Here is a 15,936-nt window from a genome sequence, read left to right on the forward strand (position 1 = left end):
GAGTTTAGCCGGCTCGCTGCAAACCCGCCCGAGCGCGTGTATGATTCGCGGTTCCATTCCATCCATTCATCCGTATCAAAGGATAAATGCCGCGATGAGCAGCTACCTCTTCACCTCCGAGTCCGTTTCTGAAGGCCATCCGGACAAGGTCGCCGACCAGATTTCCGATGCCGTGCTTGACGCCATCCTGTTGCAGGACAAGCGCGCACGCGTGGCCTGCGAAACGCTGGTGAAGACCGGCGTGGCCATCGTGGCCGGTGAAATCACCACCTCCGCGTGGATCGACCTGGAAGCGCTGACGCGCAAGGTCATCCTGGATATCGGCTACGACTCCTCCGACGTCGGCTTCGATGGCGCCACCTGCGGCATCCTGAACCTGATCGGCAAGCAGTCCCCGGACATCAACCAGGGCGTCGACCGCAAGAAGCCGGAAGAGCAGGGCGCGGGCGACCAGGGCCTGATGTTCGGTTACGCGACCAACGAAACCAAGGACATGATGCCGGCTGCGATCTACTACTCGCACCGTCTGGTCGAGCAGCAGGCCAAGGTCCGCAAGAACAAGAAGTCCCCGATCAAGTGGCTGCGTCCGGACGCCAAGAGCCAGGTCACCCTGCGCTATGAAGACGGCAAGGCCGTGGCGATCGACGCCGTCGTCCTGTCGACCCAGCACGATCCGGGCGTGAAGCAGAAGGAACTGATCGAAGGCGTGATGGAAACCATCATCAAGCCGGTGCTGCCGTCCAAGTGGATCCACAAGGGCACTAAGTTCCACATCAATCCGACCGGCAAGTTCGTCATCGGCGGCCCCGTGGGCGACTGCGGCCTGACCGGCCGCAAGATCATCGTCGACACCTACGGCGGCTGGGCCCGTCACGGTGGCGGTGCGTTCTCGGGCAAGGATCCGTCCAAGGTTGACCGTTCGGCCGCCTACGCCGCGCGCTACGTCGCCAAGAACGTCGTGGCCGCCGGCCTCGCCGACCGCTGCGAAATCCAGGTCTCCTACGCCATCGGTGTTGCCGAGCCGACCTCGATCTCCGTGACCACCTTCGGCACCGGCAAGATTCCGGACGACAAGATCGAGAAGCTGATCCGCAAGCACTTCGACCTGCGTCCGTACGGCATCATCAAGATGCTGGACCTGGTCCACCCGATGTACCAGCAGACCGCCAGCTACGGCCACTTCGGCCGCACGCCGTACGACGTCAAGCTCGACAGCGGCGAGAAGTTCACCGCGTTCTCGTGGGAAAAGACCGACCGCGCCGATGCGCTGCGTCAGGACGCGAAGCTGAAGTAATCGCGTCGGTATCACCGTACGGAACAAGAAGGCCGCCGCGAGGCGGCCTTCTTGCGTATACGGCACGAAACTGTGCGGTTGCGCCGATCATCAGCGGCACCGATTTCCGATTGCATCCTCTGGCCGAACCTCCGTCTCCTGCCACCTGCGGATCCCGCATTCCGTCACTGCCCCATGGACCTTGCAATGATCTCCTGCCTGAACCGGATGAAAAGACGGTGGACCACACTGGCTGCCTGCCTTTTCGCGTTTCCCTTCACCGCTCACGCGAACTGGGATTGGGAACGTACGTTGGATGTGGGGGATCCGGGCACGAAGCCCACCAGGATTGTTGCTGCCGATGATGGATCGCTTTGGCGGACCGCTGCGTTTGGCAGCCGGATCTTCACCCTCTACCGGCACGATCCTGATGGAACTTCTCGAGAGATACTGCAGCGGCAGACGAGCCTTCAAACGTTCGTGCGTGGTGTTTTCCCGGCAGCCGATGGCGGCGCGTACGTGCAGACGGACGTGCCAGAAGCCGGCTCGCCCGTGCTGCAACGCGTTTCGGCGGCCGGCGAGGTATTGTGGACAAGTACCGATCCTGTGGCCTTCACGAGCGGGATGGTCCGGCCGGTGCGCGACGGTGTCTGGTTTCAGGGGAGCAATGCCCTGATCCGACTGGGCCTGGATGGCGTCAAGCAGGCCGAGGTCGCTGGCGCACACATCTACAACGCGAATCTGGCGGCGGTGGATCTGGCCAGCGGCAAGCTCGCTGGCGTCGTCCATACGACCGTCAACGGACAGGAGAGCGTTTCGCTGGCGCAGTATGACCGTGCCGGGAAGCGCCTGTGGTCCGTTTCAACCATCGTCGGCGGGCAGCTCGTGACGTTCGACCAGCTGCGCTGGACGGCCGACGGCGATCTCATCGCGCTCGGACATTCCAGCACCGACGGTGCGGGTGCTGCGATCCGGATTTCCGCTACCGGCTCGGTACGTTGGGCCAAGCTGTATCCAGGCTTGCAAGGGCGCTCGTTTTCAGCCGTGGCTGCGCAGCCAGGTTCGGTTTTCGCAACGGCGGCAAATGCGGCCGATCACGTAATGGTGAAGCTGGATTCCGCCGGTGAATTGAGCTGGGTTCGTCCTCTGGCCACCGTTGCCGAATGCCAGCCGGAATGCCCGATCGTTGCATCCTCAGACGGTGGTGTAGCCGCGATGACGATCACTGCCCCTGCGCAATTGCGGCGGCTGGATCGCGCTGGTACAGCGTTACCTGCCGTCGCGCTCCCTGAAATCGCTCATGCGGTAGCGACAGCTGACGGGCGTTTTGCAGCGGGCGCCAATCCAGCGCCAGGTGACGCGGAGGCAGTGGATGCCTATCGCATCGATACCAGCGGCCAGGTTGTCGCGACGTATCGCCGCCCGCACATGCAGGGGCGCTCGCAGGTGTGGTGGATGTCCTTCGATGATGCGGGAAACACCTATGCACTGCATGGTCCGTTCGGAACGACCAAGGCGACTCTTGCGCGAATCGATCCGGACGGTCAGGTGCTGTGGCAGCGCGAGCTCGACACGCCCGTAGCGGAATTTGCCAGCGGCAGCCGCAGCACCGATCGCCTGTGTGTCACGGCAGCCACATCCACCAGTGACGCCAATCGCACGATCCAGCTGCATTGCTTCCGGACAGCCGATGGGGCCGCGCTGTGGTCGCGCGAAGTGGCGCGGCCGTTTGACGATGCCTACTACCACTCCACGTCCGTGCACCCCAATGGCAGTGTGTACGTCAACTACATGCACTACATGCTCACGTCGAAGCTGCAGAAGTTCGCGGCCGACGGTACGCCGGCGCCTGCGCAGGATATCGACGCACCTTTCAATGACGCGTTGGAGGTCAATGGCTTCACCGCGTTGTGGCAGGGCTTCGAGCAGCCGGCGCGCAGCAGCCTGGCGCTGGTCGACAGCACGGGGCGCCTGCGCTATTCCACGCGTGGCACATTCAGCCGGGGATTCAACAGCTGGGCGCTCGCCGAAGACGGCAGCATCGCAGTTATCGGTGGAATTCCGGGGTACCACACCGTCAAGGTCGTCCAATTGTGGGACGCCAACGGAAGAAACCTTTGGGAAACGCCGCTCCCGGGTCCTGGTTACATACCGAAAGTTGTCATGGACAGGGAAAACATTTACCTGGTGAATGCGGGGTTCTACAGCGAGCATGGAAGATATGCTCATTCACTGTGGTGTCTTTCGCGCGCCGACGGAGCGATTCGCTGGAAGACGGACCTCGGCCAACCTGCCAGCGCCATTGTTGCGGCGGTGCTGGCCGGCGACGACATCGTTCTGCTGGGTACCGGCCCGTCAATTGGAATCCAGCGCGTCAATCGCCAATCGGGACAGCTCGTCGGTGAGCGCAATGTGGGTTGCGGTGGCAGCCGGTGCCTCACCTTCTACGCCGGCGCCGATCGGAACGGAGGCATCCGTGTGCAATCGCGGTCCGAACAGCTGGGCGGACGCGCCCGCCAGACGGTCTACTATTCCTCGCGGCCGGCCGCGCCAGTTTCACCCATCCGTGTCGACCAGGCTGGCATTGCCGGCGCATGGTGGTCGACGTATGGCAATGGCGAAGGACTGGTGCTTGATTGGCTTCCCGACTCTCGTACCCTGTTCATGCCCTGGTTTACCTACGGCACAACCCGCGTGAATCATCCTTCCGGGCAGCGCTGGTACACGCTTTCCGCGGGTGCTGTCGCTGAAGCAGCCACGTCGGTGGAGATGGCGATCAACGAATCGGCTGGCGGCCAGTTCACCGCTGGGCCAGCCGGAACCACGACGCGTGTCGGTACCGCGACGTTGACGTTCGACTCCTGCGACAAGGCGTCGTTGCGCTACCGATTCGATACCGGCGAGAAAGCCGGTTTGAGCGGCGTGCTCAGTCTCGACCGCCTGGCGGCGGCGTCGGCCGATTGCCTGATGGCGGACGGCACGACGCGGCCGGGCACCGGTTTGCAGCCGCCGGCAGGAGGCTTCGACAGCCGCATGGGCGGAACCTGGTACGACCCGGGGAATTCCGGCCAGGGCCTGCAGCTGGCGATTCAACCCGGTGGCGTGCTGTTTGCGCCCTGGTTTACCTACGATCCTGCCGGGACGGCCAATGACCCCACCCGCCAGCATTGGTTTGTACTGTCCGGTAGCCTGGCGCAGTCCTCGGGCGGGCGTGTGACAGTGCCGATCGTGCAAGCAGTCGGCGGAAAGTTCGACTCCGTACCCACCAGCAACTTCACCGTTGTCGGCAGCGCAACACTGGCCATGCAGGCCTGTGACCGCGCCAAGCTCGACTACCGATTTGATAGCGGCGAACTCGCAGGTCCCTATGCCGGCAAGACCGGCACGGTCAACCTGGTCAAAGTTGGCGGCTGTGCACCGTGAACAAGCCGGGCAAGAAGTGCGGAAGCGCGCCGATCGTCTTCTCAGCACGAGCGGCGGCGGGTTGTTGGAAAGCAGAATGGATGTGACTGAGGGGGAATCAGCCCAATGAAATTGGCAGTACGTTTGATTGCGGGAATCGCCTCGGCGGCGTGTTCATTGGCCGCTGCGCAGGACGGCTGGGACTGGCGCTACACCCTGCCGGTCGACGCCGCTACCTACCGCGCGGCGGATCTCTTCGTCGCCGACGATGGGGCCGTGTGGCGCACTGCTGTGCCAGTCGACGGTACCCGGGCCAATTCCATCTACCGCCACTCGCCCGATGGTTCGTCCCGCGAAATGCTGCAACGCCAGACGGCGCTTCAGTCATCGATACGCCATGTGGCCCCTGACGCGGACGGAGGCGCGTATCTCGTGGCCTACGCTGCCACGGCCGGCGGTCCCGTTACCTTCTACGATTCCGCTGTGCAACGCCTCACCAGAGACGGCGCAATTTCCTGGACTCGTACTTTCGGTTTCATTAGCCACTGGTCGCTGCCGGTTCGCGACGGTGTGTGGATCCAGGCCGACCAGTCCCTCCGGCGGCTAGGCACGGACGGCGTCACGCGCGCGGAGATTTCGCGGACGACCGTCGAACGCCCGGAGTTGGTGGCGGCCGACAAAGCGTCCGGCAGTCTGGTCGCCCTGGCACAGACCGTCGCAGGCGGGCAGACTTCCAAGGCACTGGCCCGATTTGACCGGACGGGCAAGAAACTGTGGTCCGTGACGCCGATGATCGCTGGTCGCAGCGTCGCGTTCGACTATCTGCACCTGGCCGCAGATGGCGATGTCATTGCGGCAGGTCGGGCTGACAGCGACGGCGCCGGTGCGCTTATCCGCGTCAGCGCAACAGGAACGATGCGCTGGTCGAAACTGCACCCCGCCACGATCGGGCGTCGCTTCAGCCGGATCGATACCACGGCTGACGCTATCTACCTGACCGCGACGAACGACACTGATCATGTGCTGTATCGCTTGAGCAACGCGGGCGATGTCACCTGGAGCCGGACCGTCGCGACCTTGGCGGAATGCCCGGCAGCTTGTCCTCTGGTCGTAGGCATCGATGGGACGCTGTCGTTGCTGACCGTCGGCGCAAATTCAGAACTCCGAAGATTTGATCGTGCCGGCACGCCGGCGCCCCCGGTCTCACTGCCCTCACTGGCGAAGGCTGCCGTGGCAAGTGACGGAACGTTCGTGACGGCCGCGAGCCCCGCAGCGGGTGCAGTCGGCGAAGTGGACAGCTACCGGATCAACGCGGCTGGCCAGGTGGTCGCAACCTATCGCCAACCGGCCCTGCAGGGTCGTCCGGTCGTCTGGTGGTCAAGCTTTGATGCGGACGGCGACACGTTCGCCCTGACCGGAGCGCAGGGCTCGACTGTCGCTACGCTGACCCGGCTGGATTCGCACGGGCAGGTGCGCTGGCAGCGTGTTCTGGATGCCCGTGTAGCGGTGTACGCGATTGGCGCCAAGAACGACGAAACGTTGTGCTTCACGGCGCCGGATCATTTCAAACAAGGTCAGAGCACCGTCCGCGTTCATTGCTTCCGAACGCTCGACGGCAGCGCGATCTGGTCGCGGGAGATTGCGGCGTACTACCCGGACTGGTACTTCCCGTCGACGGTAGTGCTCCCCGACAGCTCCGTGCAGGTGTTGCATGCGAACACCACGGGAACCCTGCAGGTGCATGCATTCAGTGCGGCGGGAGCGCCGAAGCCGCTGGCGGAACTTGCGACGCCTGTCCTCGGCACCCCGCGCGGCGCCAACGGGTTTACCGCGTACGTGTATTCCAGTTCCGGCAACCCGCCGCGGACCAGCATTTCCCTCGTCGACAGTGCCGGGCGCCTGCGCTACAACGACTATTCCGGGTTTGCTCTCGACTTCAATCACTGGAGCATCGGCCGCGACGGTAGCGTTGTGATCGTCGGGCGTACTGCGACAGTACCGTCCGAGACGGTCGCCCGACTGATCGACGCGAGCGGACGGTATCGCTGGAGCACCCCGTTGCCCGGCATGGGTGAGGCCTCTCCGCTGATACTCGACGGCTCGAACGTCTACTTCATCGACCGGGCGTCACCCTCGATCTCGGGGCGCTGGCGCTACACCCTGTGGAGCCTGTCGCAAGCGGACGGTGCGATACGCTGGAAAACCGACCTCGGATTGCTCAGCATCCTCAATGCGCGGATTGCAGTGCGTAACGGCCAGGTCATCGTTGCATCTGGCGGCGACCCGATCGGCCTTCGACGGATCGACGATGCCACTGGCCAGCTCATCGCAGAAGAGAAGTTGCCTTGCGGTCACACCTGGTGCCCGGTCTTCGACATGGCGCTGGATGCCGATGGCGGGCTTCGCGTTCTTTCCCGCCTGGAAAGCATGGGCGGCCGGACGCAGCAGGTCATCTTCCACGCGGATCGCCCGGCCCTGCCGCGCACAGCGGTCCGCGCCGACCAGCCTGGCATTTCGGGCGCGTGGTGGACGACCTATGGTAACGGCGAAGGCCTGGTGCTCGACTGGCTGCCGGATTCGCGCACGCTGTTCATGCCCTGGTTCACGTTTGGCCTGGAAGCCGTCGGTGACCCGTCCGGCCAGCGCTGGTATACGGTCGCCGCCGGCGGCGTTCCGGCTGGCGCCACGCGGGTGGACATGGACATCCGGGCATCGGATGGCGGGCGATTCGTCGCTGCTGGTGGCGTGGTCACGACGCGCGTCGGATCCGCCGCACTCACGTTTGAGTCGTGCGACAAGGCAACGCTCAGCTACCAGTTCGACAGCGGCGAAAAGGCCGGCATCCAGGGATCGCTCGCGCTATCGCGTCTATCTGCGGCCGGCGCTGATTGCGTACTGGCCGACGGCAGCACCCGTCCTGGTACAGACCGGCGACCACCTGCCGGTGGTTTTGACAGCCGCATGAGCGGCTCCTGGTATGACCCGGAGAAACCTGGCCAGGGCATGCAGTTCGCGATCCAGCCTGGTGGTGTGCTTTTTGCTCCCTGGTTTACCTACGACGTGGACAATACCGCCGACGATGCGATGCGCCAGCACTGGTTCGTCCTTTCCGGCAACCTGGCTGGCGCGTCGGGAGGACGCGCGACCGTCGCGATCGTGCAGGCGATTGGCGGCGCATTTGATCGCATCCCTACCGGGAATTTCGTGGTGGTCGGCAGCGCGACCGTGACGATGACGGCATGCGACCGGGCGAATGTGAGCTATCGGTTCGATAGCGCGGAGAGCGCCGGTCCCTATGCCGGAAAGGCCGGGACGATCAGCCTCGTCAAAGTGGGGGTGCACACCCTGATCGGCATTCCTTGAACGTGAGCCGCCGCTCCGGAAACGCCGCGGCGATAGAAGCGAGCCCATTTCCCGTACTCCCTCCTATTTCCCCGACTTCCAGGGTTACATGACTTCCGCCCCACTCTTCCGATTCCCTTCAGCGGCACTGCTGTCCGGGCTTTTCCTCGCTACTGCCACACCGGCGCAGGCCTGGGAGCAGATCTACGCCGATCCCGTCGTTGATGCGCTGACGGAGAGTCCGCGCGATTTCGCCCTTACGGTACAACGACCACCTGATGGCCGCCGAGCCGGCCAGCCATGCGCTCCTGGTCGCTGGCACGGATGAATTGTCCGGTGTGAAGCGGGCGACGGTGATGAAGTTCGGCAAGGCCGGCAATCCGCAGTGGACCTGGCGCGCCTCGGACGCGCTGGGCGCAACGACGATCGACCATCTGCGGCTTGTGGAGAACGGCGACGTCATCGTCGCTGGTGTGGCGCAGTCGCCGCGGCGCCTGATGGTGGCGCGGATCGGCCGCGATGGCGCGCAGAAGTGGGCGAAGGCGCACGCACTGCCCGGCGGCTTCGACAGCGGCGAATTCACTGTACTGCACATGGCAACGGCCGACGACGGCGGTTTCTACGTGCAGACCGGCGGACTCAATCCCGGTAACCCGGGTGCGCCGACGGCTGTCGTCCGCGTCAATGGCGAAGGTACCCTGGAATGGCTGCGTGCTGCGGAAACGCATGGTGGCTGCCGGTTCTCGGCGTACTGCCAGATTACGGCGATACCGGGGGCGACCTGGCCATCCTGCGCTGGGGCCAGACCGCCGCGATCACGCGCCTGGGACGCAACGGCAGCCTTGTGTCGACGAAAGCGCTGTCGTTCCTGCCGGTTGGTCAGTCGCCCAAGCGCACCGCCGATGGCAGCTTCGTCACACTGGCGCTGCTGGATGTCCCGAACCGGATCTACGCACCGGTGACGATCGCGCCGGATGGCGGCGCCCAGATCCATGCGCAGCTCAGTCCTGTACCGCACAGCGAAGTTTCGATGGCAGCACTGTCGGGTGCGGACGGCACGACCTACTTTGCGACCTATTCGCGGAAGAATCCGCGTCGGAACAGCGTGGTTCGCGTCAATGCCGATGGAGCGCCCGCGTGGCGAAAAACGTTCACCGACAACACACCGCGCGCCTTCGCTGCCGACGCTCAGCGCGTGTGCATGAGCACGCAGCATTACGAACGTCTTGACGTGGTTCGCCGTGTGGAATGCCGGCGCGCGGACACCGGCGACCTGCAGTGGACAGCGCTGCTCAAGCCGTCGAGCGCAACGATCGCGCAACCCGCGTCGATTCGCCTGCTGACGGATGGATCATTGGTGGTTGTATATGAGGCGGAGGCGGCCAGCGGCACGGTCGTTCACCGGGAAATCTATTCGTCCGCGGGAACGCTGAGCCATTCATTCAGCAACGAGGGACAGCTCGGACGGGTGGTCATCAATGCTGCTGGCGACACGGCATTCACCGCAGGGAAATCCGGCGTCGTCACGCTTGTCCGGGTCGACCGGAACAACCAGCGGCGCTATGCCGTGCAATTGACCGAGCCGACGTGGTTGACGGAACTGGCGATGGATGATGCCGGTGGAGTCGTCATGACACAGTTGCGTCCTGGTATTGCCAGCGACACGACCGTGACCTACCGGGACGCGAACGGTGGCCTGCGCTGGTCTGTCACTTTGCCTACGGTGTCGGACGCCGCACAGCTTCATGTGGACCGGGGCAGTGTCTACATACTGGCGCTATGTCCCCCACATCCGATTGCGACGGACAACTGTGCCGAAAAGGACAGCTTCTTCCGCATCGGGTTGGTGGATGGTGTGGTTCGGTGGCGGGTGGATGCTGCACGACTGGAGCATGGAAACAGCCACATCCTGGGCAGCCCGGACGGACGTCGCGTCCTGCTGGTGCAGTCTGATGGCGCTACTGTGCGCATGCGCCGTCATGACAGTGCGACCGGCGCTCCATTCTCCGAGACGCGTCGCGCCTGCGCAGGCTACTGCGGCATCCTGCAGGCAACGATCAGTGCCGGCGGTATCGGCCGATTCGTCAGGACACTCTGGTCGACGAGTGAACTGGGCAGGGTCGCGATCGTCACGGAAGACGATGTCATGGATGAGGCGGCCCGCATTCGCGTCGACCAGTCTGGTCTTTCCGGTGCCTGGTGGTCGCCCTACGCCAGCGGCGAAGGCCTGGTGCTGGACTGGTTGCCCGATTCCCGCACGCTGTTCATGCCGTGGTTCACCTATTCGCGTGACGGCGGAAATGATCCGGCGCAGCTGCGCTGGTACACACTGCAGGCAGGCGATGTGGCTGCGAACGCCACGCAGGTGCAGCTGTCGATCACTGCATCCACGGGCGGTCGCTTCGATGCGGCAGAGGGTGTGAGCCACACGCGTGTCGGCACTGCAACGCTGCGCTTCACCGGGTGTGACCGGGGAACGCTGGATTACGTCTTTGACGCCGCGCATAACGGCGGTGCGAAAGGCTCAATTACGCTGTCGCGCCTCACGCCGGCAACAACGGACTGCATCCTTGCGGACGGCACGGTGCAGCCGGTGAATACTCCGCTACCCTCGAAAGGGTTCGATGCGCGCATGAGTGGTTCCTGGTTCAGTCCGGAAACACCGGGGCAGGGGCTGCAGCTGGCGGTGCAACCCGACGGCATCCTGTTTGCGCCGTGGTTCACGTACGATCCGGCCGATGCTGGCAATGACGCGGGGCGCCAGCATTGGTTTGCGCTCAGTGGCAGTCTCGCGGGCGCGAGCAACGGCGTCGTCACCGTGCCGATCGCCCAGTCGATCGGCGGCGCCTTCGACCGGACGCCGACCGCCAACATCTATCCCGTCGGAACGGCTACGTTGACGATGCTGGCCTGCGACCGTGCGCGAATGGACTACCGATTCGATAGCACTGAATCCACGGGTGCGTTCGCCGGAAAGTCCGGTTCGGTCACCCTGGTGAAGGCTGGCGGCTGCGTTCCCTGATCAGGACGGCTTGCGCAGGCGCGCGAGGATCTCCTCGCGTGCCTCGCGCAGGATGGAATCGCGGTCCAGGCTGGCGACGATATCCTGCACGACACGCTTGGGCCCCTGTTCGCCCCAGGACTTTCCGGCGACCAGATAGCGCTCGGCGGCGCGGCCGACCAATTGCGTGGCGTACCAGGCCAGTGCGCCTTGGGCGCCGGCGGTCATGACGGTGGAAAGCCCCGCGCTCGCACCCTTGAGCGCCGAGGCGACCAGGTGCACGCCCCAGATGGCGCCCATCAGTGCTGCCAGCTGAGCGCAGATCGTGGCGATCAGCTGACCGGCCTCGCGGCGTGTCAGCGGCAACCCGTAGACCTTGCCCAGGTGCATGACGAGCGCCGCGTCCAATGCGGCGGCGGCCAGGAGATCCGCGACCGGGATCGGATTGAGTGCGACCGCGATGCCCTTGGCCAGGCAGTAATGACCGATCAGTCGATCGGCGATCTCGCGGCGGGTTTCGGCGAGGCGCCGGGCCACCTGGTCGGACAGTCGGCCGGCGAAGAGGCTGGCGTTGAGCGCGGAAAGGGTTTTGCCCTCGCGTTCGCACACCGCCAGCAGGCGCGCGCGCAGTTCGGCGACCTCGGCAGGGCGCGCCTCGCAGCGTTCGTGCTCACGGCCGTGGGCATCGACGTCGATCACGCGACGGTCCGCCGGCTGCGCCGCGCAGGCGATGACGTTGTCGGCATGCACGCAACCGACGGTATGTTCGCGCAGCCGCCGGAGCAGCCGTTCCGTTTCCTCACTGGTGTAGCGATCGGACTTGTTGAGCGCGAGCACGATGGGACGCTCGGTTTTCGCCAGGATGGCAAGCGCGTCCCGTTCGCTCTGGGTCATGTCGCCATCGACGACAAAGATGACCAGGTCGCTGATCTCGGCCACTTCGAAGGCCAGGCGTTCGCGCGATTCACCGTCGAGTTCATTGATGCCGGGTGTATCGATCAAGTGCAGGCCCGATCCGCCCGCTTCGGTCCAGCGTTGCTGGTTGGCCTTGGTGGTCGTGCCGTGCAGCACGCCCGTCTCGAAGGCAGCATGCCCCAGCAAGGCGTTGGCCAGGGCGGACTTGCCGACGGAGACGCGACCGAAAACCGCGACGTGCAACTCATCGCGGGCAAGTTTGTCGAGCAAGGCCTCGATGCGGTTGAAGTCGTCGGCGAGCTCGGTGCGCAGCACGGCCGGGATCAGCGGATCCTGCAGCAGATCGCGCAGCGCGGAACTGGCGCGGTCCACGGCGCTGGTCGGTGGCGGTGGCGGTGCCATTGACGTGTCGCGCGCGAACCACTGGCGTACGCGTTCCAGCCATGACGTTGCATCGCTCATGCGGCTGCTCCGCCGCGGCGGGCGCACCGGCGCATGTCAGCCCTTGGGCTTGAGGACCAGATGCGCCGTGACCGGCACGTCGTTGCCGATCGCGCTGGTGTCGGCCCAGTCGCCGGTGCCGACGTCGAAGTCCAGCCGTTTCAAGGTGGTTTCCACGTCCAGCGTGGCGCCGTCGCCTGCGGGCGTGAAGGTGACCTTCAGCTGGGTCGGACGGCTCTTGTCGCGGATGGTCAGCGTGCCGTCGGCGACCAGACCGTTGTCGCCCTCGCGGAAGGCGGTGGTGACAAAGCGCGACTGCCTGAACTTGCCGAAATCGAAGAATTCCGGCGCCTTGAGCTGCTCGTCATAGTCGGCGTTTCCCGTGGTGATGCTGGTGACATCGACGCTGACATCGAACTTCGCGGCAGCCAGGCTTGCCGGATCGAAGGTGATTGCCGCGGTGAAGCGCCCAAAGTGGCCGGTGAATTTTTCACCCTGGTAGGTGCCGCTGAATGACAGCGTGCTGGCCGGGTCGACGGTCCACTCCTTCGCGCACAGCGAGAACGGCACCAGCAGCAGGAGGGCGGCAGCAAGACGCATCATGGACGGGACTCCGGGGATTGGTCTGGAGAAGCGGCGGAAGGTATTGGCGTTGCGGCCGGCGCGGACTCCACGGCTGGCGCGGTGCGCCGGCGGAGGAACGGCAGCATCCGCGCCAGCGTTTCATCGCGATCGATGAAATGGTGCTTGAGTGCAGCGCCGGCGTGGGCGAGCAGGAGTGCTGCGAGCAGGTAGAAACCCCACTCGTGGACCTCGTGTGCCAGGGATTTGAGCGCCGCGTCCTGTCCGCCGGTGAGGCTGGGAAGGTTGACCATCCCGAACCACCGTAGCGGATAACCCGAAGCCGAGTTGTACAGCCATCCGGACAGGGGCATGACCAGCATCAGCCCGTACAGCAGAACGTGCACGGCATGGGCGGCGCGCGCCTGCCAGGCAGGCATGGGGACATCGGCCGGCCGGTTGTCGCGCCAGCGCCAGACCAGGCGCAGCAGGACCAGGGCCAGCACGGTCAGCCCGACGGACTTGTGCATGGCATAGATCTTCATCTTCTGTGGCGAATTGGGCAGGTCGGTCATGTACCAGCCGACGATGCCCGCGCCGATGATGAGGAGCGCCATCACCCAGTGCAGCAGCTGCGCACCCAGGCCCCACTGCCGCGAATCACTTTTCAATGCCATCGTCACTGTTCTCCGCTGCCTGTGTATCGCGCCGGCCGCGATCGCGTGTGACCTCGACCTCGATCAGCAGTTTCACGTCATCGCCGACGACGGACAGCAGCTTGTCCATGCCAAATGCCGAACGCCGGAGCGTTGCTGTGGCGGAGAAGCCGGCCGTGCGGCGAAAGGTATAGGGGTCGTTGCCGACCTTGTTGACCTGGAAGGCGAGGTCCAGTGGCTGGCGCTCACCGCGCCATTCCAGGTGTCCGTGAACGACGCCACGACGCTCGTCCACGCGCTCGATGCTATCGCTTGAATAGCGGGCGAGGGGCCAGCGCGAGACGTTGAAGAATTGCCAGGACCGGACGGTTTCTTCCCACTTCGCATCGCCCAGGATGACGGTGGCCGGATCGACCGTTACCGTCAGGGATGCGCCCGCCCAGTCATCCGGATCGAAGGTCAACTGCCCGTCGCGCACCTTGATGAGGCCCATGGCGCGTGAAAATCCCTGGTGATCGAGCGAAAAATGGATCTGCGTGTGAACGGTGTCGACGCGCCACTGTGGCGCACCGGCGATGGCCGGCAGCGCCATCGCGGCCGACAGGATGAGGAGCAGGGCGGAAGGGACTCGGCGCATTCCCGGAGCTTGGCAGATATCGCCGGGTCGAACAAAGGGCCGTCGGCTGAACGGATTGTTGCCGGCTGGCGTACAAATTGGCCCAGGATCACCGCGCATGGCCGTTGCCGGTCGTGGCGTCACGCAGGCTTTCGAGCGCCAGGTTCGCGATATGCCCGAGCCGCTGCGCGCTCTTTCCGGTCAGCAGCTCGCGCAGTGCATCAGTGGCGGCGGCCTGGTCCAGCCGGTGGTGTTCGGCGAGGGTGCGCACCACGGCACATCCCAGGCTGTCGAAGATCAGCCCGTAGGCCACGGCGTGGAGCACGCCGCCGCTCAAGGTGCCCAGGCCAGGGAAGGCCTTGAGGGCATTGCCGGCAATGGCCAGGACGATGGAGCTGGTGGTTCGCAGCGTGCCACCCGCCTGCTCCAGGAACGCGTCGAGATCCAGCGTTTTCACGGGCACGTCGTACAGGGCGGCCAGCTCGCGGATCAGGCCCGTGGCCAGCGCCCCCTGGATGATCAGGTCGGTACCCGGTGCAATGGCCGCCAGGGCGCCGACGACGGCGCGCCGTGTGTAGCGATCGACGATCCGGTAGGCCTCCACACTGCGCGCCGACCGTTCGGCGGCGCCCAGCCGTTCGGCCAGATGACCCAGCACGGCGCCTTCGCGGGCTGCCTCGAGTGTGTCCGCATCGGTGGCGACGAGCGCGGAAAGGGCCTTGGCCAGCGCTGCGGTGTCCGGCGTCGCCTCACGCGTGACCTGCTCGCGCCGGCCATCCGGCAGGCGCCGCTCAAGGTGTTCCACGCCGCCGGCGCGGACTGGCACGACGGCGTCAACGACATCCCGATAACGTGCATCCAGCGCAGTGCGGACCTCGTCGCGCTGCGCGGCCGATAGCAGATCCACCTTGTTGAGCGCGAGCAGCAGCGGCTTGCCGAAGCCGTGCAGCCAGCGCAGTTCGCCATCCTGCTGGCGGGTCAGGTCGCCGGTGCAGACGTAGACGACAGCGTGCGCGCGCAGGGCCTCGTCCCGCGCGAGCGTCTCGTGTTCGCGGGCATCCACTTCCTGCGTGCCCGGAACGTCGGCCAGGACCAGTTCGCGCTCGCCCAGGCGGCCGCGGTGGTGGGCGACCTGCCGCGTGGTGCCGCCGAGCACGTCGACGGCGTTGTCGGCGTCCGGTGCAAGCGCGCGGATCAGGCTGGACTTGCCGGCGCTGATCTCGCCAAAGACCGCAACGTAGCATTCGCCGCTCTGGCGACGCGCATCCAGTTCGGCGAGCTCGGCGCTGAAGGACGCTGTCGTGTCGTCCAGTTGTGCGAGCCGCTCGACACGTCGCTCGATCGTGGCGCGATCGGGGGGCGGTACGGTGTTTCGATGGGGCCGGCGAGGCCGGAGCAGACGCCAGCCGGCCCAGGCCGTCACACCGGCGAAGCCGGTCACGATGGTTCCGACAAGCGCCTGCAGCGACCAATGCAGACCCGCGATCTGCTGCCACAGGGCAAGGCCCGTCTGCAACGCGCCCAGCAGCAGCCAAAGCAGTGCCATCGCCAGGACGGCGAATCCGACGGCGATGAACCGGCGCACGGTGACGCGGGAGATCTTGTCCATGCCGGCATTTTAGGGAACGGCGGCGCGGCTGCCAGCAGGACTGTCGGCACAGGCGCGACGGTCGATGCGCCGCCGCACATTGTGGACATCGCCGCAAGCGGATCTGGCATGATCGGGAAG

10 protein-coding genes are annotated in these 15,936 nt (G+C 65.2%); 4 read left to right on the forward strand and 6 right to left on the reverse strand.

Annotated features, from left to right (window positions below):
- Positions 1-94: 94 nt before the first annotated feature.
- From metK to N4264_RS06640, 3 genes are all read left to right on the forward strand, one after another.
- The gene (metK, locus tag N4264_RS06630; protein ID WP_261696275.1) at positions 95-1,294 is read left to right on the forward strand and encodes a methionine adenosyltransferase; all 1,200 of its coding nucleotides are present in this window, start codon (positions 95-97) and stop codon (positions 1,292-1,294) included.
- Positions 1,295-1,792: 498 nt separating this feature from the next.
- Entirely contained in the window at positions 1,793-4,696 is a 2,904-nt protein-coding gene (locus N4264_RS06635) for a BamB-related PQQ repeat family beta-propellar protein (protein WP_261696276.1), read from the forward strand.
- Positions 4,697-4,801: 105 nt separating this feature from the next.
- A complete protein-coding gene (locus N4264_RS06640) occupies positions 4,802-8,038 on the forward strand; it encodes a hypothetical protein (protein WP_261696277.1) in 3,237 nt (1,078 codons plus the stop codon).
- A 236-nt stretch (positions 8,039-8,274) separates the two neighbouring features.
- Here the strand turns inward: N4264_RS06640 and N4264_RS06645 are convergent, their stop codons facing one another.
- Positions 8,275-8,745, reverse strand: coding sequence for a hypothetical protein (locus N4264_RS06645; RefSeq protein ID WP_261696278.1), 471 nt, complete (start codon positions 8,743-8,745; stop codon positions 8,275-8,277).
- Here N4264_RS06645 and N4264_RS06650 point away from each other — a divergent pair.
- Positions 8,721-11,039, forward strand: coding sequence for a hypothetical protein (locus N4264_RS06650; protein ID WP_261696279.1), 2,319 nt, complete (start codon positions 8,721-8,723; stop codon positions 11,037-11,039). The two genes, N4264_RS06645 and N4264_RS06650, sit on opposite strands and share 25 nt — an antisense overlap.
- On the opposite strand, the gene N4264_RS06655 is transcribed toward N4264_RS06650, so the two are convergent.
- The 5 genes from N4264_RS06655 to N4264_RS06675 form a co-directional block, all read right to left on the reverse strand.
- Complete coding sequence (locus tag N4264_RS06655; RefSeq protein WP_261696280.1) at positions 11,040-12,395, reverse strand: GTP-binding protein; 1,356 nt, start codon at positions 12,393-12,395, stop codon at positions 11,040-11,042.
- Positions 12,396-12,431: 36 nt separating this feature from the next.
- The gene (locus N4264_RS06660) at positions 12,432-12,977 is read right to left on the reverse strand and encodes a YceI family protein (protein WP_261696281.1); all 546 of its coding nucleotides are present in this window, start codon (positions 12,975-12,977) and stop codon (positions 12,432-12,434) included.
- Positions 12,974-13,612: a cytochrome b gene (locus tag N4264_RS06665; protein WP_261696282.1), complete on the reverse strand. Its 639-nt coding sequence runs from the start codon at positions 13,610-13,612 to the stop codon at positions 12,974-12,976. Before N4264_RS06665 ends, N4264_RS06660 begins: the two co-directional genes overlap by 4 nt.
- Complete coding sequence (locus N4264_RS06670; RefSeq protein ID WP_261696283.1) at positions 13,596-14,228, reverse strand: YceI family protein; 633 nt, start codon at positions 14,226-14,228, stop codon at positions 13,596-13,598. Before N4264_RS06670 ends, N4264_RS06665 begins: the two co-directional genes overlap by 17 nt.
- 88 nt (positions 14,229-14,316) lie before the next feature.
- A complete protein-coding gene (locus N4264_RS06675; protein ID WP_261696284.1) occupies positions 14,317-15,816 on the reverse strand; it encodes a GTPase in 1,500 nt (499 codons plus the stop codon).
- Positions 15,817-15,936 lie beyond the last annotated feature (120 nt).

This window comes from Tahibacter amnicola (assembly GCF_025398735.1).
GTDB classification, from domain to species: domain Bacteria; phylum Pseudomonadota; class Gammaproteobacteria; order Xanthomonadales; family Rhodanobacteraceae; genus Tahibacter; species Tahibacter amnicola.